This window comes from Angustibacter luteus (assembly GCF_039541115.1).
Lineage (GTDB): Bacteria > Actinomycetota > Actinomycetes > Actinomycetales > Angustibacteraceae > Angustibacter > Angustibacter luteus.
This window is the reverse complement of record NZ_BAABFP010000008.1, coordinates 34,529-58,331: the sequence shown is the minus strand read 5'-3', so window position 1 is coordinate 58,331 and position 23,803 is coordinate 34,529. Positions and strand designations below refer to the sequence as shown.

Below are 23,803 nucleotides of genomic sequence, written 5' to 3'. Positions count from 1 at the left end.
ATGGTGGGAGCTCAGATCCAGCTCGGGAACCACATGCGCGCCGCCCACTGCGCGTACGGGATGACCTGTGCGGTCAGGACCGGCCAGAAGAAGAAGAACAGCATGACGCAGATCACCACGTACGAGCCACTCACCACTGCGCCGACCAGGCGTCGGGTGGGGCTCGCGGTGCGCGGGCCGAGCACCATACCGAGCACGTAGGTCACGCCCAGCACCATCCACGGCACGAACGCGATCGCATAGAACGAGTAGATGGTCCGGTGCTGGAACGCGAACCAGGGCAGGTACCCGGCGGTCAGCCCGGCCAGGATGGCGCCGGCCCGCCAGTCGCGCCGCAGGGCCCACATCGCGAGCAGCACGAAGACCGCCGCCACGCCGCCCCACCACAGCGTCGGCGTCCCGATGGAGGTGATCGCCTTGCTGCACTGGTCGACGAGGCAGCCCTCCTGGCCCTTGGTCTTGCCCTCGTAGAAGAACGAGGTGGGCCGGCCCTGGATCATCCACGACCATGGATTCGTCTTGTATGGGTGGTCACTGAAGAGCGTGACGTGAAAGTGGTACATCTCCTGGTGGTAGTGCCAGAGCCCGCGCAGCGCGTCCGGGACCCAGGAGTCGCTCGGATGAGCCTTCGCCCACTCGCGGTCCCAGCCGCCCTTGGTGAGGAACCAGCCGGTCCAGGACGCCAGGTAGGTGAGCAGCGCGATGGGCACCACGGTGAGGAACGCCGGGACGCCGTCCCGCAGCAGCCCGCCCGCGAACCAGCGCTCGACGCCGGCGGCCCGGCGCGCCCCGACGTCCCAGAGCACCGTCATCAGCCCGAACGCCGCGAGGAAGTACACGCCCGACCACTTCGTGCCGCAGCACAGGCCCAGGCACAGCGCCGCGAGCAGCCGCCACGGCCGCAGCCCCAGGCCCGGTCCGTACCCCGCCAGCCGCGCGTTCGTCGTCGCTGAGCCGGCGCTCGACCTGGCTCGGGCGACCGCTACCGCCAGCCGTTCCCGCGCGTGGTCCCGGTCGATCAGCAGCGCCCCGAACGCGGCGAGCGCCCAGAACATCACGAACAGGTCGAGCAGCGACGTCCGGCTGTGCACGAAATGGTGACCGTCGAAGGCGATCAGGACGCCCGCGACGCAGCCGAGCAGCGTGGAGCCGAACATCCGTCGGGCGATCCGCGCGGTCATCAGGATCGAGAGCGTCCCGCACAACGCGACCGTGAACCGCCAGCCGAACGAGCTGTCCTGCCCGAAGATCCACTCACCACCGGCGATCATCCACTTGCCGACGGGTGGGTGGACCACGAAGTCGGCCGCCTGCCCCCAGACGTCGGTCGTGCCGTGGGTGAACGCGGTGTCCGGCGTCCCGCTGAAGCTGGGGTCGATCGAGCGCTCGTAGCCGTAGTCCAGGAAGGACGAGCCCTGCTTCACGTAGTACGTCTCGTCGAACACGAGCTGGTGCGGGTTGCCGAGGTGCCAGAAGCGCAGGAACCCACCGACCGCGGTGACCGCCAGCGGGCCGAGCCACCCCCACAACCGGCCGGACGGTCGGTAGCCGACGAGGTGGGTGCGCAGCTTCTCGACGGCAGTGCTCGGCTGCGTCGCGGCGGTCGTCGCAGCGGTGGTCACGGCGCCATCGTAGGCAAGCCGTAGGGTCCGTACATGGACTTGGGTCTGAGCAGTTGCCGGGCGCTGGTCACCGGCGCGAGTCGGGGGATCGGCCTGGGCATCGCGGACGCGCTGGCCGCCGAGGGCGCGGACGTCGCCCTGCTGGCCCGAGGAGCCGAGGGGCTGGCGGCGGCCGCGCGGCAGGTGGGCCGGCACCGCGGACGGGTGGTGACCCGCAAGGTGGACGTCACCGACCACGCGGCCCTCGCCGCCGCCGTCGACTCGGTGGCGGACGAGCTGGGCGGCCTGGACCGGCTCGTCGCCAACGCCGGCGGCACGGTGGGCGGCAACCTGCTGGACAGCAACCCGGCCGACTTCACCGCCACCTTCGAGCTCAACGCCGGGCACGCCGCCGCCCTGGTCAGCGCCGGCTACCCGCACCTGGTGCGCGCCGGCGGCGGGGCCATCGTGTTCGTCACCAGCGTGACCGGCTCGCGGGTCGCGCCGCGCACGACCTACGCGGTCGCCAAGGCCGCCGAGATCCACCTGGCGCGGGTGCTCGCGGACGAGCTGGCCGGCGACCGGATCCGGGTGAACGCGGTCAGCCCGGGAAGCATCCTGTTCCCCGGCGGCGGCTGGGACTCGCTGCGGCTCGGCGACCCCGAGGCCTTCGAGCAGTTCGAGTCCGGCGAGTTCCCCTGGGGCCGCCTCGGCACCGTCGAGGAGGTCGCGGACGTCGTCGCCTTCCTGCTCAGCGAGCGCGCGTCCTGGGTGACCGGCTCGGACGTCGTCGTGGACGGCGGTCAGCACCGGGCCAGCGCACGTCGCTTCGGCGCGCCGTGAGTACTGCCGGCAGCGGCCTGCTCGTGCTCGCCGGCACGCCCATCGGGGACGTCGCCGACGCGCCGCCGCGACTGGCCGCGGCGCTGGCCGGTGCCGACCTCGTCGCCGCGGAGGACACCCGGCGGCTCAGCCGGCTCGTCGGTGCCCTGGGCATCACGCTGGCCGGCCGGGTGCTGAGCTACCACGAGCACAACGAGTCCAAGCGGACGCCGGAGCTGGTCGAGGCGCTCGTCGGCGGCGCCACCGTGGTCGTGGTGACCGATGCCGGAATGCCGTCCGTGTCCGACCCCGGGTACCGGCTGGTCGCCGCCGCGGTGGCCGCCGGGGTGCGGGTCAGTGCCGTGCCGGGCCCGAGCGCCGTCCTCACCGCGCTCGCGGTGAGCGGGCTGCCCGTGGACCGGTTCTGCTTCGAGGGCTTCCTGCCCCGCAAGGCCGGCGAGCGCTCCCGGGCACTGGCCGCGCTGGCTGACGAGCCGCGCACGATGGTCTTCTTCGAGGCGCCGCACCGGCTGGCGGTGTCGCTCGCGGCGATGGCGGCGGCGTTCGGGCCGCAGCGCCCGGCGGCCGTCTGCCGCGAGCTGACCAAGACGTACGAGGAGGTGCTGCGTGGGGGACTGGCCGAGCTGGTCGACTGGGCGCAGTCCGGCGAGGTCCGGGGGGAGATCACCGTCGTGGTGGCCGGCGCCGCGCCGTCCGAGGTTTCGGTGGAGTCCCTGGTCCCGCGCGTGCAGCAGCTCGTCGACTCGGGCGCCCGTCTGAAGGAGGCCGCCGGGGAGGTGGCGGCGGCGTCCGGGGTGAGCAAGCGCGAGCTCTACGACGCCGTCCTCGCCGCCCGCCGCCCGGGGTGAACGTGCATGATCACCGCCGGGCGCGACCGACTCGCCCCCACTCCGCGGTGATCATGCACGTTCGCCCACCGGAGCCGTCCGGATAGGTTGGGGGGATGGAGTTCCGTCGCATTCCCGGCCTGCCGCCGTACGTCTTCACGATCATCGACGGGCTGAAGGTCGAGGCGCGGCGCGCCGGACGTGACGTCATCGACCTCGGCTTCGGCAACCCCGACATCCCCTCGCCCGCGCTGACGGTCGAGAAGCTCGCCGAGGCGGCGCACAACCCGCGCAACCACCGTTATTCCTCCTCCCGGGGTATCCCCAAGCTGCGCCAGGCCGTCGCCGGGCTCTACCAGCGCCGGTTCGGCGTCGAGCTCGACCCGGAGACCGAGGTGATCAGCACCATCGGTGCCAAGGAGGGCTTCAGCCACCTGATGTGGGTGCTGCTGCAGCCGGGCGACGCCGCGCTGGTGCCGTCGCCGTCCTACCCGATCCACATCTGGGGCCCGTACTTCGCCGGGGCGGACGCACGGCAGGTCGGCATCGGCCCCGGCCAGGACTTCGTGGAGAACGTCATGGAGGCCTGGGAGTACGGCTGGCCCAAGCCGCGCGTCGTCGTGCTGTCCTTCCCGCACAACCCCACCACGGCCACCGTGGAGCTGGCCGACCTGCAGCGGCTGGTGGACTGGGCGAAGGAGCGGGACGTCGTCCTGGTGCACGACTTCGCGTACGCCGAGACCGCGTTCGACGGCTGGATGCCGCCGTCGATCCTGCAGTGCGAGGGCGGCCGGGACGTCGCGGTCGAGCTGTACTCGATGACCAAGTCGTTCTCGATGGCCGGCTGGCGGGTGGCCTTCCTGGTGGGCAACCGCGAGGTCGTCGCGGCCCTCGCGAAGCTGAAGAGCTACCTGGACTACGGCACCTTCCAGCCGATCCAGATCGCCGCGACCGTGACCCTCGACGAGGCCGTCGACTACCCGCTCGAGGTCAACGCGATCTACCAGAGCCGGCGGGACGCGCTGTGCGACGGGCTGGACCGGGCCGGTTGGCACATCGAGCGGCCGAGGGGAACCATGTTCGCCTGGGCGCCGATCCCGGAGCCCTACTCGGACATGGGATCCATCGAGTTCGCCACCCACGTGGTGCGCGAGTGCGACGTGGCGCTCTCGCCCGGCGTCGGGTTCGGTGCGCAGGGCGACGGGTACGTGCGGTTCGCGCTGATCGAGAACGAGCAGCGGATCGCCCAGGCCGCCCGCCAGCTCAAGCGGGGGCTCACCCGGCTCGGCTGACCGCTAGGCGCCGAGGCCCTTCTGCGGGTAGATCGACTCGCCGCGGGCCAGCATCTCGACGTACTGGGTGATCCGGCGGGCCCGGGTGTCGGCGCGCTTGGCCTGGCCGATCCGCAGCAGGATCGCGTACCGGTTCTGGCTGGTCAGCTTCTCGAAGGTCGTGGCTGCGGCGGGGTCGAGCCGCAGCGCTGCGGCCAGGTCCTCCGGGACCGTGATCGTGGCCGGACCGGCGTAGGCGGCCTCCCAGCGCCCGTCCGCCTTGGCCGCGTCGACCGCCGCGACGCCGGCCGGTCGCATCCGGCCCTCCTCGGTGAGCCGGGCGATCCGCTCGACGTTGTTCTTCGACCACATGCTGCGGGACCGGCGCGGGGTGAACCGCTGGTACATCGTCGCCTCGTCGCGCCGGTTGACCTGGCCGTCGATCCAGCCCTGGCAGAGCGCCTCCTGCAGCGCCTCCTCGTAGCGCAGGGTGGTCGGCTCGGTGGTGCCCTTCTTCGCGAGCACCAGCCGGACCCCGCGTTCCTCACCGTGGTGCTCGGCGAGCCAGACCCGCCAGGCCTGGACGTCCGGCACCAGCAGCTCGGGCAGCTCGTCAGCCATCGGTGGCCTCCTTCGGGGTCGAGAGGATGCAGAAGGCGTTTCCCTCGGGGTCGCTCATCACCTGCCAGGGGACGTCGCCCTGCGCTATGTCGAGGGGTGCGGCGCCGAGCCCGGTGAGCCGGGTGACCTCGTCGGCCTGCGCGGCGCCGGGCGCCGGCCGGACGTCGAGGTGCAGCCGGTCCAGCCCCTCCGGCGGGGCCAGGGGGCGGTCCTCGACCGGGTACAGCTCGAGGTACACGCCGCCGGGCGAGCGCAGCGCGACCAGCTCGGTGTCGGACCGCTCCCAGCCGGTCGCCGCCTGCCAGAACGTGACCATCCGCTCCGGGTCGACGGCCTGGACGACGACCGCGGCCACCGCACCGGCGGCGTACACCGGTCGGGGCTCGAGCACGCAGAAGAGGTTGCCCTCGGGGTCGCGCAGCACCTCCCACGGCACGTCGCCCTGGCCGATGTCGGCGCGGCTGGCGCCGCTGGCCAGCAGCCGGGTCACGATCTCGCGCTGGTGCTCGGTGTCACGGCTGGCCAGGTCCAGGTGGATGCGGTTGCGGTGCGGTGGTGCGTCCGGCGCGTGCCCGAACACCAGCCGCAGCGGCGGGTCGCCGGCCGGCGCGTCGACGTCCACCTCCCACTCGTCGCGGAACGACTCGGACCAGCCCAGGGCCAGCGCCCACCAGGCGGCCTGCGCGTCGACGTCCTTCGCGTTGACCACGACGTGCTCGAACGCGGTCGTCACCCGAGCACCGCCTCGGCCTCGACCTCGACGACGAGCCGCCGGTCGATGAGCGCCGAGACCTCGAGCATCGTGGCGACCGGCCGGACGTCACCGAACACCTCGCCGTGCGCGCGACCCACCTCGGCCCAGAAGGCGATGTCCGTGACGTACATCCGGGTCCGGACGACGTCCGCCGGGCTCGCGCCCACCTCCGCCAGCGCGGCCACGACCCGCCGCAGCGCCTCGCGGGTCTGCGCGTACGCGTCGTCCCCGCCGACCGGGTCGCCGTTGCTGCCGGCCGCGGTCGTGCCGGCGACCCACACGTGGTCGCGCACCCGCACCGCCCGGCTGTAGCCGACGGACTCCTCCCACACCGCGCCGCTGCTGACCCGCTGACGATCACTCATGCGGCAGAACCTACCCAGTGACGCCGACAGCGCGAGCGGCCTGTGGACCGTGCAAAACCGGGTGGCGCGCGATCACTAGGCTGGGGCGCATGAGTCATGTCCTGTCTGCCGTCGCCTGGCCGTACGCCAACGGCCCGCGCCACATCGGCCACGTCGCCGGTTTCGGCGTGCCCTCCGACGTGTTCAGCCGGTACATGCGGATGCGTGGGCACGACGTGCTGATGGTCAGCGGCACCGACGAGCACGGCACGCCGATCCTGGTGCAGGCGGACGCCGAGGGGGTCAGCGCGCGGGAGTTCGCCGACCGCTACAACCGGATGATCGTCGAGGACCTCGCCTCGCTCGGCCTCACCTACGACCTGTTCACCCGGACGACGACGCGCAACCACTACGCGGTCGCGCAGGAGCTCTTCCGCGGCGTGCAGCGCAACGGCTACATGATCGAGCAGACCACCAAGGGCGCCATCTCGCCGTCGACCGGCCGCACCCTGCCGGACCGGTTCATCGAGGGCACCTGCCCGATCTGCGGCTACGACAGCGCCCGCGGCGACCAGTGCGACAACTGCGGCAACCAGCTCGACCCGACCGACCTGATCAACCCGCGCAGCCGGATCAACGGCGAGGCGCCGGAGTTCGTCGAGACCCAGCACTTCTTCCTCGACCTGCCGGCGCTGGCGGGCGAGCTGTCCCGCTGGCTGGACGAGCGCGAGGCCACCGGCACCTGGCGGCCGAACGTGATCCGGTTCAGCAAGAACCTGCTGGACGACCTGCGCCCGCGGGCCATGACCCGCGACCTGGACTGGGGCATCCCGGTGCCGGGCTGGGAGGACCAGCCGACCAAGCGCCTGTACGTGTGGTTCGACGCGGTGATCGGCTACCTGTCCGCGTCCATCGAGTGGGCGCGGCGCACGGGCGACCCGGAGGCCTGGCGCCAGTGGTGGAACGACCCCGACGCGCTGTCCTACTACTTCATGGGCAAGGACAACATCACGTTCCACTCCCAGATCTGGCCGGCCGAGCTGATCGGCTACAACGGCCAGGGGGACAAGGGCGGTGAGCCCGGCGAGTACGGCGTGCTGGACCTCCCGACCGAGGTGGTCAGCAGCGAGTTCCTGACGATGGAGAGCCGCAAGTTCTCGTCGAGCCGCGGCGTGGTGATCTACGTCCGCGACTTCCTCGAGCGCTACCAGCCGGACGCCTTGCGCTACTTCCTGTCCGCGGCGGGTCCGGAGACGCAGGACACGGACTTCACCTGGGCCGAGTTCGTCCGGCGGACCAACGACGAGCTGGTCGCCGGCTGGGGCAACCTGGTGAACCGCACGGCCAACCTGATCCACAAGAACTTCGGCGAGATCCCGGCGGCCGGTGACCTCACGGACGACGACCGCGCGCTGCTCGCCGCCACCGCGGCCGGGTTCGACGTGGTCGGCGACCTGATCGGCTCGCACCGGATGAAGCAGGCGCTGGCCGAGGCGATGCGGGTGGTGGCGTCGGTCAACGCCTACCTGTCCGACCAGGCGCCGTGGAAGCTCAAGGAGGACAAGGACCGGATGGCCACGGTGCTGCACGTCGCGGCCCAGGCGATCAGCGACTGCCGCACCCAGCTCTCGCCGTTCCTGCCGTTCAGCGCGCAGACCGTGCACGAGGTCTTCGGTGGCACGGGCGTGGTCTCGCCGATGCCCGAGATCCGCGAGGTGGACGACCTGGACGGCGGCCCGAGCTACCCCGTGCTGATGGGGGACTACACCGGCTTCCCGGCCTGGGAGTCGGTGCCGGTCACCGTCGGCGCGCCGGTCGGTCAGCCCGTGCCGATCTTCACCAAGCTCGACGCTTCCGTGGTGGACGAGGAGCTGGCCCGGCTGGGTCAGGAGCCGGCCGGTCAGGAGCCGGCGGGTCAGGAGTCGTGAGCGAGCGGCCGCCGCTGCCGGACGCCCTGCCGCTGCCGGTCGTGGACAACCACACCCACCTCGACATCGGGGCGAGCTCGCGGGACAGCTGGCCCGAGCACGCCGCGGTGGACGCCGCGGACGCCGAGCTGGCCGCACTGCTGGACGACGCGGTCCGGGTCAACGTGCCCCGAGCCGTCCAGGTGGGCTGCGACCTGCCGAGCGCCCGTTGGACCGCCGAGCTGGTGGCCCGCGAGCCCCGGCTGGTCGGCGCCGTCGCGCTGCACCCCAACGAGGCGCCCCGGCTGGCCGAGACCGGCGAGCTGGAGGCCGCCTACGCCGAGATCGCCGCGCTGGCCCGCCGGCCGCGGATCCGGTGCGTCGGCGAGACCGGTCTGGACTACTTCCGCACCGGTCCCGAGGGCCAGGCCGTGCAGCAGGAGTCGTTCCGCTGGCACATCGCGCTGGCCAAGGAGCTCGACCTCACGCTGCAGATCCACGACCGGGACGCGCACGAGGACGTGCTGCGCCTCCTGGCTGAGGAGGGCGCACCGCGCCGTACGGTCTTCCACTGCTTCAGCGGGGACGGCGACATGGCGCGCCGCGCGGTGGAGGCCGGCTACTACCTGTCCTTCGCGGGCACGGTGACCTTCAAGAACGCCCAGGGCCTGCGGGACGCGCTCGCCGTCACCCCGCTCGACCGGCTGCAGGTCGAGACGGACGCGCCGTACCTGACGCCGACCCCCTACCGGGGTCGCCCCAACGCCAGCTACCTGGTGCCGCACACCGTGCGCGCGATGGCGCAGACCCTAGCGGTCGACGTCCCCACGCTGTGTCGGGCCCTGGCTGCGACGTCCGAGCAGCTCTACGGTCCCTGGGACTGACGCGGTTATGGCCGGGCCGGTCCGGGTGAGTGCCCGGGTGTCGATCCCCGAGGCGGAGCTGACCTGGCGGTTCTCCCGCTCGTCCGGGCCGGGCGGACAGAGCGTGAACACGAGCGACTCGCGGGTCGAGCTGCTGTTCGACGTCGTCGCGACGACCGCGCTCGGCCCGACCCTGAAGGCCCGGGCGCTGGACCGGCTGGCCGGACGGCTGGTCGACGGTGTGCTCGTGATCAGCGCGAGCGAGCACCGGTCGCAGCTGCGCAACCGGGACGCCGCGCAGAAGCGGCTCGCCGAGACGCTCGCGCAGGCCGTCGCCGCCCCGCCGAAGGCCCGGCGTCCGACCAAGGCCACCAAGGGCTCGGTCGAGCGCCGGATCTCGGCCAAGAAGCGGCGCGGCCAGACCAAGCGACTGCGCCGCAGCGACCCCGACTGAGACCCCGTTCCCGCACCATTCGCGCTTGACGTGGTGATCGGGCCTCCATAGGCACGAGTAGCGCGAATGGTGTGCGCGGCGTGCGCCCGTGGTGAGACGGGACAGATCTCGAGTGTCGGACTTGCCGGACATGGGGTAGACGTTCAGGTGGACGAGGAGACCACCGGACGACGCGAGGCGGGTGACAGATGGGCGAGGGACGGCACTCCAGGTCGCAGACCCGCACCGCGTACGCCCTGCTCGCCCCCAGCCTCTTCGGGATCACGGTCTTCCTGGTGCTGCCGATCCTGGTGGTCATCTGGCTCTCGTTCAGCCACTGGAACCTCATCTCGTCCGTGACGCCGGCGGGGCTGGACAACTGGCGGGCGGTGCTGAGCGACCCCGCGTTCGCCCGCTCGCTGGCCATCACCGCGGTGTTCGTGCTCGCCGTCATCCCGATCCAGACCGCGCTGGGCCTGCTCGGCGCCACCCTGCTCACCCGGGGCCTGCGCGGCTCCTCGGCCTTCCGGGTCGTCTACGTGCTGCCCTGGATCTGCGCCCCGCTCGTCCTGGGGGTGGTGTGGCGCTGGATCCTGGCGCCCACGGACGGCGCGCTGAACGCACTGATCCACCAGCGAGTCGAGTGGCTGGCCGACCCCAGGCTGGCGCTGCCCTCGGTGATCGCGGTGACCGTCTGGACGCAGGTCGGCTACGTCACCCTCTTCTTCACCGCCGGGCTGCAGTCCATCCCGACGCACCTGCAGGAGGCCGCCCGGATCGACGGCGCGAGCGCCTGGCAGGCCTTCTGGCGGATCACCCTGCCGCTGCTGCGGCCCACGCTGTTCTTCGTCCTGGTGACCGGCGTGATCAGCAGCTTCCAGGTGTTCGACTCCATCTACGCGCTGACCCCGCAGGGCGGGCCGGAGGGGGTCACCGACGTCATCGCCGGCCGGATCTACTACCAGGCCTTCCAGTCCCGCAACATCGGGGAGGCCGCGGTCATGGCCCTGGTGCTGCTGGCGATCCTGGTCGCCATCACGCTCGCCCAGCAGCGGTGGTTCGGCCGCCGCACGACGTACGACCTCTCGACGTGAGGGGCCCGATGTGAGCACCCTCGACACCCGGCCGCCACGCGCGCTGCGCGGCACCCGGCGCGGCGACGTGACGGCGTACGTCGTCCTGTCGGTCTGCGCGCTGGTCACGATCGCGCCGTTCCTGCTCAGCCTGATGACGGCGGTCAAGACCCCGCAGCAGTTCGCGGCGCAGACCTCGCTGGCGCCACCGCACCCGGTCACCGGCGGCAACTTCAGCACGCTGTTCGGCGGCCAGTACGACTTCGTGACCCCCGTCGTGGTGACCGCCCAGGTGGTCGGGGTGATCCTGGTCGGCCAGCTGTTCTTCTCGGTGCTCGCGGCCTACGCGTTCGCCCGGCTGGACTTCCCGGGCCGCGACGCCCTGTTCTGGGTGTACCTGGCGACGTTGATGGTGCCGCAGATCGTGACGATCATCCCGCTGTACGCGATGTTCGCCGCCGCCGGCCTGCGGAACACGTTCTGGGCGCTGGTGCTGCCGCAGGTGTTCGGCTCCCCGTATGCGATCTTCCTGCTGCGCGAGTACTTCCGGGGCATCCCGGAGGACCTGATCAGCGCCGCGCGACTGGACGGTTGCAACACCATGCAGGTGCTGCGGTACGTGGTCGTCCCGGTGAGCCGGCCCATCCTGGCCACCCTCGCGGTGATCACCGTGGTCTCGCACTGGAACAACTTCCTGTGGCCGCTGGTGATCACCAGCGGGCCGACCTGGCAGACGCTCACCCTCGCCACCGCGAACCTGCAGTCCCAGTACAACGGCAACTGGACCCTCGTGATGGCCGCGACCACGGTTGCGGTCGTCCCCCTGCTCGTCATCTTCCTGGTGTTCCAGCGGCACGTCGTCCGGTCCATCACCATCACCGGTTTCAAGTGACATCAACGTGAGAGGTCCCACCATGAGAACCCGCCTGACCGCCCTCGCCTCGCTCGCGGTGCTCGCCCTGGCCGCCGCGGCCTGCTCGCCGTCGTCCTCCGGCGACGACTCCGCCGACTCCGGTGGCAAGACCACCGTGACGGTGCGGATCTGGGACGACCAGGTGCAGAAGTCCTACGCGGAGTCGTTCGCCGCGTTCACCAAGGCGAACCCCGACATCACGGTGAAGATCAACCTGGTGCCGTACGCGGACTACTTCACCAAGCTGCCGCTGGACGTCTCGAGCGGTGACATCGACGACATCTTCTGGCTGAACTCCTCGCCGTTCGGCCAGCTCGCCGACTCCGGCGCGCTGATGAACATCGACAAGGCGCTGCCCGACGAGAAGTCCGGCTGGGTCAAGGCGGCCGTCGACCAGTACTCCCGCAACGGCACGCTGTACGGCGTCCCGGCGCTGACCGACGGACGCACCGTCGTCTACTACAACAAGAAGCTGCTCTCGGCGGCCGGAGTCGACCCGAGCAAGCTGACCTGGAACCCCAGCGACCCGGCGTCCGACAGCTACCTCGCCGCGGCCAAGAAGCTCACGAAGGACAGCAAGGGCCGCACGGCCGACCAGCCCGGCTTCGACGGCAAGAAGCTCGCCCAGTACGGCACCAACATCGCGAACGACCTCGGCGCGATCTACTACAACTTCATCGGGTCCAACGGCGGCAAGTTCCAGGCCGAGGACGGCAGCTTCGTCTTCTCCCAGGACGCCAAGAGCGCCCAGGCCATGGCCTACCTGGTGAAGCTGATCAACGCCGACCACGTCGCGCCGTCCGCCGCCGACACCAACGACAACGGCGACTTCAGCCGCGACAAGTTCATCCAGGGCAAGCTCGCGCTGTTCGAGTCCGGCACCTACAACCTGAAGAACGTCGCGGACGGCGCGCAGTTCGACTGGGGGATCGCGCCGATGCCGGCCGGTCCGGCCGGGCGGGTCAGCGTCGTGAACAGCGTCATCGCCGCGGGCAACGCCAAGACCAAGCACGAGGACGCCACCGTCAAGGTGCTCAAGTGGCTCGGCTCCACCGAGGGCGCGTCGTACGTCGGCAAGTCCGGCGCCGCGCTGCCGGCCGTCACCGCCGCCCAGCAGTCGTACTACGACTACTGGAAGAAGGAGGACGTCGACACCGCGCAGTTCGGCGAGGCCAGCGGCAGCGCGACGATCGAGCCGCCGTTCGGCCCGAAGTTCCTGGACGCCAACAACGCCTACAACCCGATCTTCAAGGAGATCTTCGCCGGCCGGACGCCGGTGGACTCGGGGCTGAAGAAGGCGCAGGACGCCGCGAACGCCGCCTCGAAGTAGGCCCGGGTCAGCGTTGGACGAGCAGCGCGGCCAGCTCGGGGTGCGCGGCGACGTACCCGTCGAGCAGCTGCTCGGCCACCCGGGCGGAGTCGACCAGCGGGTGCACGGTCAGCGCCCGCAGCGCGGCGGACCGCGACCCGGTGGTCGCGGCGGCCACGGTGGCGTCCTCGACCGCGCCCAGGGCGAGCACCAGGCCGAGCTGGTGCGCGTCCAGCGCCCGCATGGTGTGCGGGTGCGCGCCGGTGCCGTCCACCGTGCACGGCACCTCGACGACCGCGTCCGGGGACAGCTGCGGCAGCGCAGAACCGTTGCGCACGTTGAGGATCAGCTCGGCCGGCTCCCCGGTCAGCACCGCCCGCATCACGGCGAGCGCGACCTGTTCGTAGCCGCCGCCGGCCAGGTCCGCCTCGTCGCGGGCCTCGCCGGCCGGCCGCGCCTCGGCGAGATAGCCCTCCTCGCGCGCGCGCCGCGCCGCCTCCCACCGCTCCAGCGCCCCGGACGGCGACGCGGCGAGCGCCGGGTACAGCTCGGCCTGGGCGGCGGCCAGGGTCTCGCCGCGGGTGGCAACGGCGGCCCGCGTCGCGGCCACCGACTCGCGCGCGTAGTAGTAGTAGTGCAGGTACTCGTTGGGCAGGGCGCCGAGCAGGCGCGGCAGGGACGGCCCGAACAGCCGGCCCTCCTCGAACGTGGCGAGCCGCCCGTCGTCCGCGAGCAGCGCCGGCAGGTGGTCCACGCCGTCGGACCAGAGCCCGCGCAGCCAGCCGAGGTGGTTCAGCCCGACGTAGTCCGGTAGCACGGTCGCCGCCGGGTCGAGCCCGGCCGCGAGCGCCGCGCGGCGCACCAGTCCGGACGGCGAGTCGCAGATCCCGATGACCTTCTCGCCCAGCACCTCGCCCATGGCCCGGGTCACCATCCCGGCCGGGTTGGTGAAGTTCACCACCCAGGCGGACGGCGCGAGCTCGGCGACCCGGCGGGCGACGTCCACGGCGACGGGCAGGGTGCGCAGTGCGTAGGCCACGCCGCCGGCGCCGGTGGTCTCCTGGCCGAGCACGCCGAGGTCCAATGCGACCCGCTCGTCGGCCACCCGGCCGGCGGCCGAGCCCACCCGGATCGCCGAGAACACCACGTCGGCGCCGCGCAGCGCGACGTCCAGGGACGTCGTCCCGCCGACGACCGGACCCTCGCCCGCCATCCCCCCGGGGAGCTCGGCGACGACGTTCGCGATGGCCCGCAGCCGCTGCGGGTCGACGTCGTGCAGCACCACCTCGTCGACGAGGCCGCGCGCGGCGGGCGCGCGCAGCGCCCGCACGACGAGCGGCACCCGGAACCCGCCACCGCCTAGGATCGTCAAGCGCATGGTCCGATCCTGTCCTGCCCGAGGGAGCCACGCATCAGCACCCCGACGTCAGCCGCCCACGACGAGCCCCAGCCGCACCGCTACGACCCGCTCGCCGGGCAGCGGGGCACCGACGGCGGGTTCGACCTGCTGCTGGCAGGGACCGTGTTCTTCGACCTGATCTTCACGGGCCTGCCGGAGCGGCCGGCCACCGGCACGGAGGTGTGGGCGCAGGGCATGGGCTCGTGCCCGGGCGGGGTGGCCAACGCGGCGATCGCGGCGAGCCGGCTCGGCCTGCGCACCAGCCTGGCGGCGGCGTTCGGCGACGACTCGTACGGGGAGTTCAACTGGTCGACGCTGAGCGAGCAGGAGGACGTCGACCTGTCCCGTTCGCGGCGCTACGACGGCTGGCACTCGCCGGTGACCGTGTCGATGTCCGTGGACCGGGACCGCTCGATGGTCTCGCACGGCCACCAGCCGCCGCAGGACGCGAGCGCCATGATCGGCGAGCCGCCCAAGGCGCGCGCGACCCTCGTCGACCTGCGGCCCGAGCTCGAGCCGTGGACCCGGCAGGCCGCGGACGCGGGCACGCTGCTGTTCGCCGACACCGGCTGGGACCCCAGCGGCGAGTGGTCGCACGACACGCTGGCCCAGCTCGAGCGGTACCACGCGTTCCTGCCGAACAGCGTGGAGGCGATGCGCTACACGCGCACCGACGACCCGTGGGCGGCGCTGTACGCGTTGGCCGACCGGGTGCCGATCGCGGTGGTGACCGCGGGGGCGCACGGCGCGCTCGCGGTGGACTCGATCAGCGGCGAGGAGGAGTGGGTGCCGGCGCTGCCGGTGACCCCGCTGGACCCGACGGGGGCGGGTGACGTGTTCGCTGCCGCGTTCGTCACCGGCACCCTCGCGGGCTGGCCGCTGGCCGACCGGCTGGGGCTGGCGAACCTGGCCGCAGCCCTTGCGGTGCAGCAGTTCGGCGGCTCGCTGGCGGCGCCCGGGTGGGGTGACATCGCCGACTGGTGGCACCAGGCGGACCAGCGCACGAGCGGCGGCAGCGCCCAGTGGCTGCGCCGCTACGGCTTCCTGCGGGACGTCGTCCGCGACGTCCCACGGGGCGCGATGCGTCGGGCAACCGCGACAATTGGCCGTCAATCGGACGCCCAACGGCCCGGTCGACCCGCCGGCAGCGCCGAGGCTGAGGGCAAAGCCGCAGGTCAGAGCGGTGCACTTGGACTCTCCTGACGGGTTCGTTACTGTCGGACGCTGTTGGCCGGGGTCGGGGAAGTCCTCGGGCGACGTGCACAGCAGTGGGCTCGTCCATCCGGGCGAATCTGCTCGCCTGTGCACCGACCAGGCCCTCATGACGGCCTGTGCCGGTGCCGAGGCAGCACGTGAGCCCGTTCCGTGCCCGGGTGCTGCTAGGTCTGGACCACTGTGATCTCACGCCCCACTCGCCTGATTGTCCAAGGCTTGACCCTTGCTGGTGTCGTCGCCAGCACGGTCGCCTTTGCCAGCTTCGACAAGAGCGTCGACCTCGTGGTCGACGGGCGGCACCAGAACGTGCACGCCTTCGGGGACTCGGTGCAGGACGTGCTCAGCAGTGAGGGCGTGCGGGTCGGCGGGCACGACATCGTGTCGCCGGCGCCGAACGCGAAGATCAAGGACGGCACCCAGGTGGTGGTCCGCTACGGCCGCCAGCTGACCGTGACCATCGACGGCCGCGACCGCCAGTACTGGACGACGGCGCTGAACGTCGACGAGGCGCTGGCCCAGCTCGGCCTGCGCGCCGACTCGGCCCGCCTGTCCGTCTCGCGCTCCCTCCCGCTCGGCCGGCAGGGCCTGAGCATGGACCTCGACACCCGCAAGGACGTCGCGCTGGTCGTCGGCGGCAAGGCCGACCAGCACATCACCTACGCCAGCACGGTCGGTGAGCTGCTGGACGAGGCCGCCGTGCAGCCGCGCACGCTGGACAAGCTCTCCGCCCCGCTGAGCACCCCGCTGGTCGACGGCGCCACCGTCAAGCTGGACCGGGTGACCCAGAAGCAGGTCGCCCGCACTGCCGCCCTGAGGTTCGGCACCACGTCCACGAAGTCGGCGACCCTGGACAAGGGCACCACCAAGGTCACCACGAAGGGCAAGCCCGGCAGGGCCAAGGTGACGTACCTGATCACCTACGTGAACGGCAAGGCCAGCGCCACCAAGCTCGTCTCGCGCACGATCCTCGCCAAGCCGGTCCAGCAGGTCCAGCAGGTCGGCACGAAGAAGCCCACCGGTGGCGCGATCCCGGCCGGCAGCGGCGGCGGCCTGAACTGGGCCGCGCTGGCGCAGTGCGAGTCCGGCGGCAACCCGCGTGCGGTGAACCCCGCCGGCTACTACGGCCTCTACCAGTTCTCCCTGAGCACCTGGCACAGCGTCGGTGGCGCGGGCAACCCGATCGACGCCTCGGCGTCCGAGCAGACCGCCCGCGCGCAGGCGCTGTACGCCCGCGGTGGTTCCGGCCAGTGGGGCTGCGGCAGCCACCTGTACGACTGATCGCGTGGCTTCGTCCCAGACGGACCGGGCACACCTGCGGTCGGCTGTCGCAAGCTCCTTTACGCCGACCTCCGGTCTGCCCGGTCCGTCTGGGACCGTGATCGTGTGAGTCGTTCGGTGGATGGGTTGTTGGGGGGCTCTGACATCCGGGCTTTGGCGGGTGAGCTGGATCTGCGGCCGACGAAGCAGCGGGGGCAGAACTTCGTCACGGACGGCAACACCGTGCGGCGCATCGTCAAGGCTGCCCAGCTGGTGCCCGACGACGTCGTGGTCGAGGTCGGCCCGGGCCTCGGCTCGCTGACGCTCGGGCTGCTGGACGTCGTGAGCCGGGTCGTCGCGCTCGAGATCGACCCGCTGCTGGCCGGGCGACTGCCGCAGACGGTGCGCGAGCGCCGGCCGGACGTCGCCGACCGGCTCGAGGTGGTCACCGCGGACGCGCTGCAGGTGGACGGCGTCCCGGGCCCGGCGCCGACCGCACTGGTCGCGAACCTGCCCTACAACGTCTCCGTGCCCGTGCTGCTGCACCTGCTCGAGCGGCTGCCCACGCTGCGCAGCGTGCTGGTCATGGTGCAGGCCGAGGTCGCCGAACGGCTCGCCGCCGGACCCGGCTCGAAGATCTACGGGGTGCCCAGCGTCAAGGCCGCCTGGTACGGCGAGGTGACCCGGGCAGGCGACGTCGGCCGGTCCGTGTTCTGGCCGGTGCCGAACGTCGACTCCGGGCTGGTCCGGCTGGTGCGCCGCCCGCCCCCGCCGTCCACCGCCGGCCGCGCAGCGGTCTTCGCCGCCGTCGACGCCGCCTTCGCCCAACGCCGCAAGACCCTGCGGGCCGCGCTCGCGACCTGGGCGGGCAGCCCCGCGGCGGCCGAGGAGCTGCTGCGCGCGGCGGGCATCGACCCGCGCACCCGCGGCGAGCAGCTGGGCATCGAGGCGTTCGTGGCGCTCGCCGGTGCGCGGGCGTCCGCCACTCTCACCTAGGGTGTGCGCATGTCAGGTGACCGGACGGACAGCGTCAGCGTGCGCGCTCCGGCCAAGATCAACCTCGACCTGTCGGTCGGGGCACTGGGTGACGACGGCTTCCACCCGGTCAGCACCGTCTACCACGCGGTCAGCGTCTTCGACGACGTCACGGTGACGCCGACCGGCGGCGGGCTCGAGCTCGAGGTCACCGGCGAGCACACGGACGGCGTCCCGCTGACGCCTGACAACCTCGTGCTGCGCGCAGCCCAGCTGGTTGCCCGCCGCGGCGGCGTGCAGGCCGGCGCCCGCATCCTGCTGCACAAGGGGATCCCGGTGGCCGCGGGCATGGCCGGTGGCTCGGCGGACGCCGCCGCCGCGCTGGTCGCCTGCGACGCTGCCTGGCGCACCGGCCTGGACCGCGCCGAGCTGCTCGAGCTCGCCGCCCAGCTCGGCGCCGACGTCGCGTTCGCGCTGGTCGGTGGCACCGCGATCGGGGCCGGCCGCGGCGAGCAGATCACCCCCGCCCTGGCCCGCGGCCAGTACCACTGGGTGCTCGCGCTCAGCGAGGACGGCCTGTCCACCCCCGCGGTGTACGCCGAGTTCGACCGGCTCACCGCGGGACGCGCCCTGGCCGAGCCCCGGGTCGGCGACGAGGTGATGCAGGCGCTGCGCAGCGGGGACTGCGTGGCCCTCGGCAAGGCGCTGCGCAACGACCTGCAGCCCGCGGCGTTCTCGCTGCGGCCGGACCTGTCGGACCTCCTCGAGGTGGGCCTGGAGTACGGCGCCCTCGGCGGCGTCGTCAGCGGCTCCGGCCCCACCCTGGCCTTCCTGGTCCGCGACCACGAGCACGCCCTGGACCTGTCGGTGGCGCTCACGGCCTCGGGCGCCTGCGAGGTCGTCAAGCGCGCGCACGGCCCGGTGCACGGCGCCCGGGTGGGCGACCTGCCCCGGCTGACCTGACGGCGCACCCATGGCAGCCGGACCGGTCAACCTCGTCAACCTCGAACGCGCTCGCCTGGCGTTCGCCACCCGGGTGATCCTGGACGACGTCTCGCTGGGCGTCGCGGCCGGGGACCGGATCGGGGTGGTCGGCCGCAACGGAGGCGGCAAGTCGACGCTGCTGCGGGTGCTCGCCGGCCTGCAGGCGGTGGACGACGGCCGGGTCACCCAGACCGGTGGCCTCACCGTGGCGGTGCTCGGCCAGGACGACGAGCTGGACCCGGACTCGACCGTCCGCGCGTGCGTCGTCGGCGACCTGGACGACCACGAGTGGGCCGGCGACGCCCGGGTACGGGACGTGGTGAGCGGACTGCTCGGCGGCCTGGGGGCCGAGGCGGTCGGCGGCCTGGATGCGGTGGTCGGACCCATGTCCGGTGGCGAGCGCCGCCGGATCGCGCTGGCCAAGCACCTGGTGGCCGACCCCGACCTGCTGCTGCTGGACGAGCCGACCAACCACCTGGACGTCGAGGGGGTGGCGTGGCTGGCCCGGCACCTGTCGGCCCGGCGACCGTCGTCCGCGCTGGTCGCCATCACCCACGACCGGTGGTTCCTGGATGCGATGGCCACCACCACGTGGGAGGTGCACGACGGCACCGTCGACGCCTACGACGGCGGCTACGCGGCGTACGTGCTGGCTCGGGCCGAGCGGTCCCGGGTCGCCGCCACGACGGAGGAGCGGCGGCAGAACCTGCTGCGCAAGGAGCTCGCCTGGCTGCGCCGCGGGCCGCCAGCCCGGACCAGCAAGCCCAAGTTCCGGATCGACGCCGCCAACGCGCTGGTCGCCGACGTCCCGCCGCCGCGCGACGACGTGGAGCTGTTGCGCTTCGCCACCCGCCGCCTGGGCAAGGACGTCATCGACCTGCACGGCGTCCGGGTCCAGCTGGGCGAGCGGGTGCTGCTGGACGACCTCACCTGGCTGATCGGGCCCGGCGACCGGATCGGTGTCGTCGGGGTCAACGGCTCGGGCAAGTCGACCCTGCTGCGGGTGCTGTCCGGGGACGTCGCGCCCACCGCAGGCAAGGTGAAGACCGGGCGGACCGTCAAGCTGGCGTTCCTCAGCCAGGAGGTCCGCGAGCTCGAGGCGCTCGCCGAGCTGCGCGTGGTGGACGCGGTCGCCGACGTCCGCGAGACGACGCACCTGGGGGAGCGCGAGGTCACGGCGTCCCAGCTGGCCGAGCGGCTCGGCTTCACCGGACAGCGCCAGCAGTCGCTGGTCAAGGAGCTGTCCGGCGGCGAGCGACGCCGGCTGCAGCTGCTGCGGCTGCTGATGGACGAGCCGAACGTGCTGCTGCTGGACGAGCCGACCAATGACCTGGACGTCGACACCCTGACCGCGTTGGAGGACCTGCTGGACGGTTGGGCGGGCACCCTGATCGTGGTCTCGCACGACCGGTACGCCCTCGAGCGGATGTGCGACCGGCAGGTGGCGCTGCTCGGTGACGGCCACCTGCGGGACCTGCCCGGCGGCGTCGAGGAGTACCTGCACCTGCGCGCGAGCGGCCCGCCCGCGCGGGCCAGGTCCGTTGCGTCCGAACGGAATGCACCTACTGCGGCGATCCCGTCGGACGTCCGGGTGCACACCGCCGAGGAGCAGCGCGTGGCCCGCAAGGAGATGGCCCGCCTGGAACGGCAGGTGGAGCGGATCGAGCGCCAGGTCGCGCTGCTGCACGCCGAGATGGCGGCGCAGGCCACCGACCACGTCGCCGTCGGCGAGCTGGACGAGCGACTGCGCGGCCTGCTCGCCGAACGCGAGGACGTCGAGTCCCGCTGGCTGGAGGCGGCTGACGTCGGCGGCTGACGTCGGCCGACCCGTCCGGGGGTGACGTCGTCCGACCCGTCGGCGACGAAGCGGTTCTGCGCTCCCGGGCACGGCGGACCCCGTGCGACGGTAGGCTCCCGGCTCGTGACGACCACCGCGCGGATCGACGTCGAGTGGGGCGTCTCGGGCGCTCGCCGGTTCACCGAGGGCGCCGAGCGTGCCGACGTGGTGGTCGTGGTCGACGTCCTGTCGTTCTCCACCTCGGTCACCGTCGCGCTGGAGCGCGGCGCGCGGGTGTGGCCGCACCCCGGTGGGGAGCAGGCGCACGAGCTGGCCCGCTCGCTGGAGGCGCTGCTGGCCGGGACCCGCTCGCACACCTCCGGCCCGTCGCTGTCACCGGCGTCGCTGCTGGACCTGCCCGAAGGCACCCGTCTCGTGCTCCCGTCGCCGAACGGGTCCTCGATCTCGCACGTGCTGATGAGCTCGCCGGCGCTCGTCCTGGTCGGCTGCCTGCGCAACGCGTCGGCCGTCGCGCAGCGGGTGGCCCACGAGGTGCGGGAGCGCTCGCTGGCCGGGTCCGCCCCGCTGCGGGTCGCGGTCGTGCCGGCCGGTGAGCGCTGGGGCGACGGCTCGCTGCGGGTCGCCTACGAGGACCACGTCGGCGCGGGTGCGGTGATCGCCGGGCTGCGGACGGCGGCGCCGGGCATCGAGCTGTCGCCCGAGGCTGCGGTCGCCGCGCTGGCGTTCGAGCACCGTCAGCCGTTGGCGGGCACGCCGTCCGGTCGCGAGCTGATCGAGCGCGGCTTCGCGCAGGACGTCGAGCTCGCCGGTCAGCTGGACGCCTCGGACGTCGTCCCGGTGCTGCGCCAGGGCTCGTTCACCCCGGCGGCCGTCGAGCACGCGAAGCCGGTCTAGCGCTCAGCGGGAGTCGAAGGGGAGCACGAGCCGGCGGAGCAGCCCCGCGAGCTCCTGGCGATCCGTGGCGTCGAGCTCGGCCAGCAGGTCGTGCTCGCGGGCCAGCAGCCCGGCGAACGCGTCGTCCACGGTGGCCCGGCCGGCCGGGGTCAGCCGGACGATCACGCCGCGCCGGTCCCGCGGGTCCGGTAGGCGCTGCACCAGCCCGCGGGCGGTGAGCCGGTCCACCCGGTTGGTCATGGTGCCGCTGGTCACCAGGGTCTGGGTGACCAGCTGGCCGGGGGACAGCTCGTACGGCGCACCGGCTCGGCGCAGCGCCGACAGCACGTCGAACTCCCAGCTCTCGAGGTCGTGCTCGGCGAAGGCGGCGCTGCGGGCGCGGTCCAGGTGCCGGGCCAGGCGCGAGACGCGGGACAGCACCTCGAGCGGCTCGACGTCCAGGTCCGGGCGCTCGCGCTGCCAGGCGGCGACGATGCGGTCGACCTCGTCGCCGGGCCCGGGGGTGCTCACGCTCGTCATCCTAGGTCCATCAAGCATCTCGACATCGAGAAACAAAGTCTCTTGACGTCAAGATACTGCGCCTGTCAGGCTGGGGCCGTCGAGCCCGCAGCCCACCCGAGGAGCGCTCATGGTCAGCTGGGACCCGTCGGTCTACGCGCGGTTCGCCTCCGAGCGGTCGCGGCCGTTCGCCGACCTGCTCGCCCGGGTCGGAGCCGGCGCGCCGCGCCGGGTGGTCGACCTGGGCTGCGGTCCCGGTGACCTGACCGCCTCGCTCGCCCGGCGCTGGCCGGCCGCCGAGGTGCTCGGCGTCGACTCCTCGCCGGAGATGCTGTCCCGCGCGCAGGACCAGGTCGGGCGCGCGGACGTCGCGGGCCGGCTGCGGTTCGAGCTCGGGGACGTGGCCGACTGGCAGCCCGAGCACCCGGTGGACGTCCTGGTCACGAACGCGACGCTGCAGTGGGTCCCCGGTCACCTACAGCTGCTGAGGCAGTGGGTGTCCGGGCTCGCTCCGGGCGGCTGGCTCGCGCTCCAGGTGCCCGGCAACTTCGACTCGCCGTCGCACACCCTGATGCGTGAGGTCGCGGCCCAGCCGCAGTTCGCGGCCCACGTCGAGGGAGCGCTGCGGCACGGCGAGGCGGTCGGCCAGCCGACGACGTACGCCGCGCTGCTGGCCGACGCCGGGTGCGCCGTCGACGCCTGGGAGACCACGTACGTGCACGTGCTGGACCCGGCCGGCGAGTTCGGCGACGACGCGGTGCTGGCGTGGGTGAGCGGCACCGGCCTGCGTCCGGTGATGGACGCGCTGCAGGAGCAGCCCGAGCTGCGCCAGGCGTTCCTCGACGAGTACGCCGGGCGGCTGCGGGCGGCGTACCCGCGCCGTCCGTGGGGGACGGCGCTGCCGTTCCGGCGGGTGTTCTGCGTCGCCCGCCGCGCCGAGCCGCCGACGGGGGGTGCCGCATGAGCGAGCCGCTGGTCGTGGGCCTGCACCACGTGCAGGTCTCCTGCCCGGCCGGCAGCGAGGACGCCCAGCGCTCCTTCTACTCCGGCGTCCTGGGCATGAGCGAGGTGCCCAAGCCGGCCGCCCTGGCCGCGCGGGGCGGGGTCTGGTTCCGCGCCGGCTCGTGCGAGCTGCACTGCGGCGTCGAGGACGGGTTCACCCCCGCGCTGAAGGCGCACCCGGGCATCGCGGTCTCGGACGTCGACGCGCTGGCCGAGCGGGTGGCCGCCGCCGGGCTGCCCGTGCTCTGGGACGAGCAGATCCCCGGGCTGCGGCGCTTCCACACCCAGGACGGCGTCGGCAACCGGATCGAGCTCCAGCAAGCCTGACCGGGCCTGTTGGACGAGCGGGCCTAGGAGTCGGTGCTGCTCAGCGTGGGCTTCGCCTCGAGGCCGGACAGCCCGTTCCAGGCCAGGTTCACCAGGTGCGCGGCGACCTCGGAACGCTGGGGTTTGCGGGCGTCCAGCCACCACTGCCCGGTGAGGGCGACCATGCCGACCAGCATCTGGGCGTACATGGGCGCGTTCTTCGGGTCCAGCTTCCGTCGCTTGAACTCGTCGGCCAGCAGGTGCTCGACCTGGGTGGCGACGTCGCTGATCAGGCTGGAGAACGACCCCGAGGCCTGTGCGACGGGGGAGTCGCGGACCAGGATCCGGAAGCCGTCCGCGGACTCCTCGATGTACCCGAGGAGCGCGAGCGCGGCCTGCTCGACCAGCATGCGCGAGCTGCCGGCGGAAAGCGCCCCGGTGATCTCGTCGAGCAGCAGCCGGATCTCGCGGTCGACGACGACGGCGTAGAGCCCCTCCTTGCCCCCGAAGTGCTCGTACACCACCGGCTTGGACACCTCGGCGCGCGACGCGATCTCCTCGACGCTGGTGCCCTCGAAGCCCTTCTCGGCGAACAGCCGGCGACCGACGTCCAGCAGCTGCTCGCGGCGCTGCGGTCCGGTCATCCGGGCCCGCCGCCCCGAGGGGGCGCCCGGGCGTGCGTCGGAAGGGGTCATGGCCCCCATCATGCCCGTCGC

The 23,803-nt window shown here is 72.7% G+C and carries 24 protein-coding genes; 17 read left to right on the top strand and 7 right to left on the bottom strand.

Features of this window, described 5'->3' with window-relative positions; translation table 11 throughout:
- Window positions 1-11: 11 nt before the first annotated feature.
- Entirely contained in the window at window positions 12-1,622 is a 1,611-nt protein-coding gene (locus ABEB17_RS17350) for a dolichyl-phosphate-mannose--protein mannosyltransferase (RefSeq protein ID WP_345718008.1), read from the bottom strand.
- Window positions 1,623-1,655: 33 nt separating this feature from the next.
- Between ABEB17_RS17350 and ABEB17_RS17345 the strand changes: the two genes are divergently transcribed.
- The 3 genes from ABEB17_RS17345 to ABEB17_RS17335 all read left to right on the top strand — a co-directional run bounded on the left by ABEB17_RS17345 (window position 1,656) and on the right by ABEB17_RS17335 (window position 4,563).
- Window positions 1,656-2,444, top strand: coding sequence for an SDR family NAD(P)-dependent oxidoreductase (locus ABEB17_RS17345; protein WP_345718007.1), 789 nt, complete (start codon window positions 1,656-1,658; stop codon window positions 2,442-2,444).
- Window positions 2,441-3,292, top strand: coding sequence for a 16S rRNA (cytidine(1402)-2'-O)-methyltransferase (gene rsmI / locus ABEB17_RS17340; protein ID WP_345718006.1), 852 nt, complete (start codon window positions 2,441-2,443; stop codon window positions 3,290-3,292). The genes ABEB17_RS17345 and rsmI overlap by 4 nt, the downstream gene beginning before the upstream one ends.
- A 95-nt stretch (window positions 3,293-3,387) precedes the next feature.
- A complete protein-coding gene (locus ABEB17_RS17335; RefSeq protein WP_345718005.1) occupies window positions 3,388-4,563 on the top strand; it encodes an aminotransferase class I/II-fold pyridoxal phosphate-dependent enzyme in 1,176 nt (391 codons plus the stop codon).
- Window positions 4,564-4,566: 3 nt separating this feature from the next.
- Here the strand turns inward: ABEB17_RS17335 and ABEB17_RS17330 are convergent, their stop codons facing one another.
- Genes ABEB17_RS17330 through ABEB17_RS17320 form a run of 3 tightly spaced genes read right to left on the bottom strand, consistent with a single transcriptional unit; the run spans window position 4,567 to window position 6,282 of the window.
- Complete coding sequence (locus tag ABEB17_RS17330; RefSeq protein ID WP_345718004.1) at window positions 4,567-5,163, bottom strand: YdeI/OmpD-associated family protein; 597 nt, start codon at window positions 5,161-5,163, stop codon at window positions 4,567-4,569.
- Window positions 5,156-5,896, bottom strand: a complete 741-nt coding sequence (locus ABEB17_RS17325) for a VOC family protein (RefSeq protein ID WP_345718003.1) — start codon at window positions 5,894-5,896, stop codon at window positions 5,156-5,158. The genes ABEB17_RS17330 and ABEB17_RS17325 overlap by 8 nt, the downstream gene beginning before the upstream one ends.
- Window positions 5,893-6,282, bottom strand: a complete 390-nt coding sequence (locus ABEB17_RS17320) for a RidA family protein (protein ID WP_345718002.1) — start codon at window positions 6,280-6,282, stop codon at window positions 5,893-5,895. Before ABEB17_RS17320 ends, ABEB17_RS17325 begins: the two co-directional genes overlap by 4 nt.
- Before the next feature lie 89 nt (window positions 6,283-6,371).
- On the opposite strand from ABEB17_RS17320, the gene metG reads away from it, so the two are divergent.
- The 6 genes from metG to ABEB17_RS17290 all read left to right on the top strand — a co-directional run bounded on the left by metG (window position 6,372) and on the right by ABEB17_RS17290 (window position 12,780).
- Entirely contained in the window at window positions 6,372-8,189 is a 1,818-nt protein-coding gene (metG, locus tag ABEB17_RS17315) for a methionine--tRNA ligase (RefSeq protein WP_345718001.1), read from the top strand.
- A complete protein-coding gene (locus ABEB17_RS17310; RefSeq protein ID WP_345718000.1) occupies window positions 8,186-9,052 on the top strand; it encodes a TatD family hydrolase in 867 nt (288 codons plus the stop codon). Before metG ends, ABEB17_RS17310 begins: the two co-directional genes overlap by 4 nt.
- Window positions 9,053-9,059: 7 nt before the next feature.
- A complete protein-coding gene (gene arfB, locus ABEB17_RS17305; RefSeq protein WP_345717999.1) occupies window positions 9,060-9,485 on the top strand; it encodes an alternative ribosome rescue aminoacyl-tRNA hydrolase ArfB in 426 nt (141 codons plus the stop codon).
- 188 nt (window positions 9,486-9,673) lie between these two features.
- Window positions 9,674-10,558 (top strand): carbohydrate ABC transporter permease, encoded by an 885-nt coding sequence (locus ABEB17_RS17300; protein WP_345717998.1) that lies wholly within the window; start codon window positions 9,674-9,676, stop codon window positions 10,556-10,558.
- A gap of 10 nt (window positions 10,559-10,568) precedes the next feature.
- A complete protein-coding gene (locus tag ABEB17_RS17295; protein ID WP_378226973.1) occupies window positions 10,569-11,429 on the top strand; it encodes a carbohydrate ABC transporter permease in 861 nt (286 codons plus the stop codon).
- Between the two features lie 22 nt (window positions 11,430-11,451).
- A complete protein-coding gene (locus tag ABEB17_RS17290; protein WP_345717997.1) occupies window positions 11,452-12,780 on the top strand; it encodes an ABC transporter substrate-binding protein in 1,329 nt (442 codons plus the stop codon).
- Window positions 12,781-12,787: 7 nt separating this feature from the next.
- On the opposite strand, the gene ABEB17_RS17285 is transcribed toward ABEB17_RS17290, so the two are convergent.
- On the bottom strand, window positions 12,788-14,137 hold the full coding sequence (locus tag ABEB17_RS17285) for a family 4 glycosyl hydrolase (protein ID WP_345717996.1): 1,350 nt from the start codon (window positions 14,135-14,137) through the stop codon (window positions 12,788-12,790).
- A gap of 33 nt (window positions 14,138-14,170) precedes the next feature.
- On the opposite strand from ABEB17_RS17285, the gene ABEB17_RS17280 reads away from it, so the two are divergent.
- The 6 genes from ABEB17_RS17280 (at window position 14,171) to ABEB17_RS17255 (ending at window position 21,281) form a co-directional block, all read left to right on the top strand.
- A complete protein-coding gene (locus ABEB17_RS17280) occupies window positions 14,171-15,361 on the top strand; it encodes a PfkB family carbohydrate kinase (protein ID WP_345718490.1) in 1,191 nt (396 codons plus the stop codon).
- A gap of 228 nt (window positions 15,362-15,589) precedes the next feature.
- Window positions 15,590-16,651 (top strand): resuscitation-promoting factor, encoded by a 1,062-nt coding sequence (locus ABEB17_RS17275; RefSeq protein ID WP_345717995.1) that lies wholly within the window; start codon window positions 15,590-15,592, stop codon window positions 16,649-16,651.
- Window positions 16,652-16,804: 153 nt separating this feature from the next.
- A complete protein-coding gene (gene rsmA / locus ABEB17_RS17270) occupies window positions 16,805-17,626 on the top strand; it encodes a 16S rRNA (adenine(1518)-N(6)/adenine(1519)-N(6))-dimethyltransferase RsmA (protein ID WP_378226972.1) in 822 nt (273 codons plus the stop codon).
- A gap of 9 nt (window positions 17,627-17,635) precedes the next feature.
- Window positions 17,636-18,568 (top strand): 4-(cytidine 5'-diphospho)-2-C-methyl-D-erythritol kinase, encoded by a 933-nt coding sequence (locus ABEB17_RS17265; RefSeq protein WP_345717993.1) that lies wholly within the window; start codon window positions 17,636-17,638, stop codon window positions 18,566-18,568.
- A 10-nt stretch (window positions 18,569-18,578) separates the two neighbouring features.
- Window positions 18,579-20,405: an ABC-F family ATP-binding cassette domain-containing protein gene (locus ABEB17_RS17260; RefSeq protein WP_345717992.1), complete on the top strand. Its 1,827-nt coding sequence runs from the start codon at window positions 18,579-18,581 to the stop codon at window positions 20,403-20,405.
- 105 nt (window positions 20,406-20,510) lie between these two features.
- Complete coding sequence (locus tag ABEB17_RS17255) at window positions 20,511-21,281, top strand: 2-phosphosulfolactate phosphatase (RefSeq protein ID WP_345717991.1); 771 nt, start codon at window positions 20,511-20,513, stop codon at window positions 21,279-21,281.
- A 3-nt stretch (window positions 21,282-21,284) separates the two neighbouring features.
- Here ABEB17_RS17255 and ABEB17_RS17250 read toward each other — a convergent pair whose 3' ends face one another.
- Window positions 21,285-21,800: a MarR family winged helix-turn-helix transcriptional regulator gene (locus ABEB17_RS17250; RefSeq protein ID WP_345717990.1), complete on the bottom strand. Its 516-nt coding sequence runs from the start codon at window positions 21,798-21,800 to the stop codon at window positions 21,285-21,287.
- Window positions 21,801-21,909: 109 nt separating this feature from the next.
- Between ABEB17_RS17250 and ABEB17_RS17245 the strand changes: the two genes are divergently transcribed.
- Both ABEB17_RS17245 and ABEB17_RS17240 read left to right on the top strand, forming a co-directional pair.
- Window positions 21,910-22,743 carry a trans-aconitate 2-methyltransferase gene (locus ABEB17_RS17245; RefSeq protein ID WP_345717989.1) on the top strand — a complete coding sequence of 278 codons (834 nt, stop codon included), beginning with the start codon at window positions 21,910-21,912 and terminating at the stop codon, window positions 22,741-22,743.
- Window positions 22,740-23,108, top strand: coding sequence for a VOC family protein (locus tag ABEB17_RS17240; RefSeq protein WP_345717988.1), 369 nt, complete (start codon window positions 22,740-22,742; stop codon window positions 23,106-23,108). The genes ABEB17_RS17245 and ABEB17_RS17240 overlap by 4 nt, the downstream gene beginning before the upstream one ends.
- 23 nt (window positions 23,109-23,131) lie before the next feature.
- On the opposite strand, the gene ABEB17_RS17235 is transcribed toward ABEB17_RS17240, so the two are convergent.
- Complete coding sequence (locus ABEB17_RS17235; RefSeq protein ID WP_345717987.1) at window positions 23,132-23,782, bottom strand: TetR family transcriptional regulator; 651 nt, start codon at window positions 23,780-23,782, stop codon at window positions 23,132-23,134.
- Window positions 23,783-23,803 lie beyond the last annotated feature (21 nt).

Excerpts from the sequence above, each read along its gene's own strand:
- ABEB17_RS17285 (WP_345717996.1), bottom strand. The coding sequence starts at position 14,137 with ATGCGCTTGACGATCCTAGGCGGTGGCGGGTTCCGGGTGCCGCTCGTC.
- ABEB17_RS17345 (WP_345718007.1), top strand. The coding sequence starts at position 1,656 with ATGGACTTGGGTCTGAGCAGTTGCCGGGCGCTGGTCACCGGCGCGAGT.
- ABEB17_RS17330 (WP_345718004.1), bottom strand. The coding sequence starts at position 5,163 with ATGGCTGACGAGCTGCCCGAGCTGCTGGTGCCGGACGTCCAGGCCTGG.
- arfB (WP_345717999.1), top strand. The coding sequence starts at position 9,060 with ATGGCCGGGCCGGTCCGGGTGAGTGCCCGGGTGTCGATCCCCGAGGCG.
- ABEB17_RS17300 (WP_345717998.1), top strand. The coding sequence starts at position 9,674 with ATGGGCGAGGGACGGCACTCCAGGTCGCAGACCCGCACCGCGTACGCC.
- ABEB17_RS17290 (WP_345717997.1), top strand. The coding sequence starts at position 11,452 with ATGAGAACCCGCCTGACCGCCCTCGCCTCGCTCGCGGTGCTCGCCCTG.
- ABEB17_RS17240 (WP_345717988.1), top strand. The coding sequence starts at position 22,740 with ATGAGCGAGCCGCTGGTCGTGGGCCTGCACCACGTGCAGGTCTCCTGC.
- metG (WP_345718001.1), top strand. The coding sequence starts at position 6,372 with ATGAGTCATGTCCTGTCTGCCGTCGCCTGGCCGTACGCCAACGGCCCG.
- ABEB17_RS17235 (WP_345717987.1), bottom strand. The coding sequence starts at position 23,782 with ATGACCCCTTCCGACGCACGCCCGGGCGCCCCCTCGGGGCGGCGGGCC.
- ABEB17_RS17245 (WP_345717989.1), top strand. The coding sequence starts at position 21,910 with ATGGTCAGCTGGGACCCGTCGGTCTACGCGCGGTTCGCCTCCGAGCGG.
- ABEB17_RS17320 (WP_345718002.1), bottom strand. The coding sequence starts at position 6,282 with ATGAGTGATCGTCAGCGGGTCAGCAGCGGCGCGGTGTGGGAGGAGTCC.
- ABEB17_RS17260 (WP_345717992.1), top strand. The coding sequence starts at position 18,579 with ATGGCAGCCGGACCGGTCAACCTCGTCAACCTCGAACGCGCTCGCCTG.
- ABEB17_RS17335 (WP_345718005.1), top strand. The coding sequence starts at position 3,388 with ATGGAGTTCCGTCGCATTCCCGGCCTGCCGCCGTACGTCTTCACGATC.
- ABEB17_RS17265 (WP_345717993.1), top strand. The coding sequence starts at position 17,636 with ATGTCAGGTGACCGGACGGACAGCGTCAGCGTGCGCGCTCCGGCCAAG.
- ABEB17_RS17250 (WP_345717990.1), bottom strand. The coding sequence starts at position 21,800 with ATGACGAGCGTGAGCACCCCCGGGCCCGGCGACGAGGTCGACCGCATC.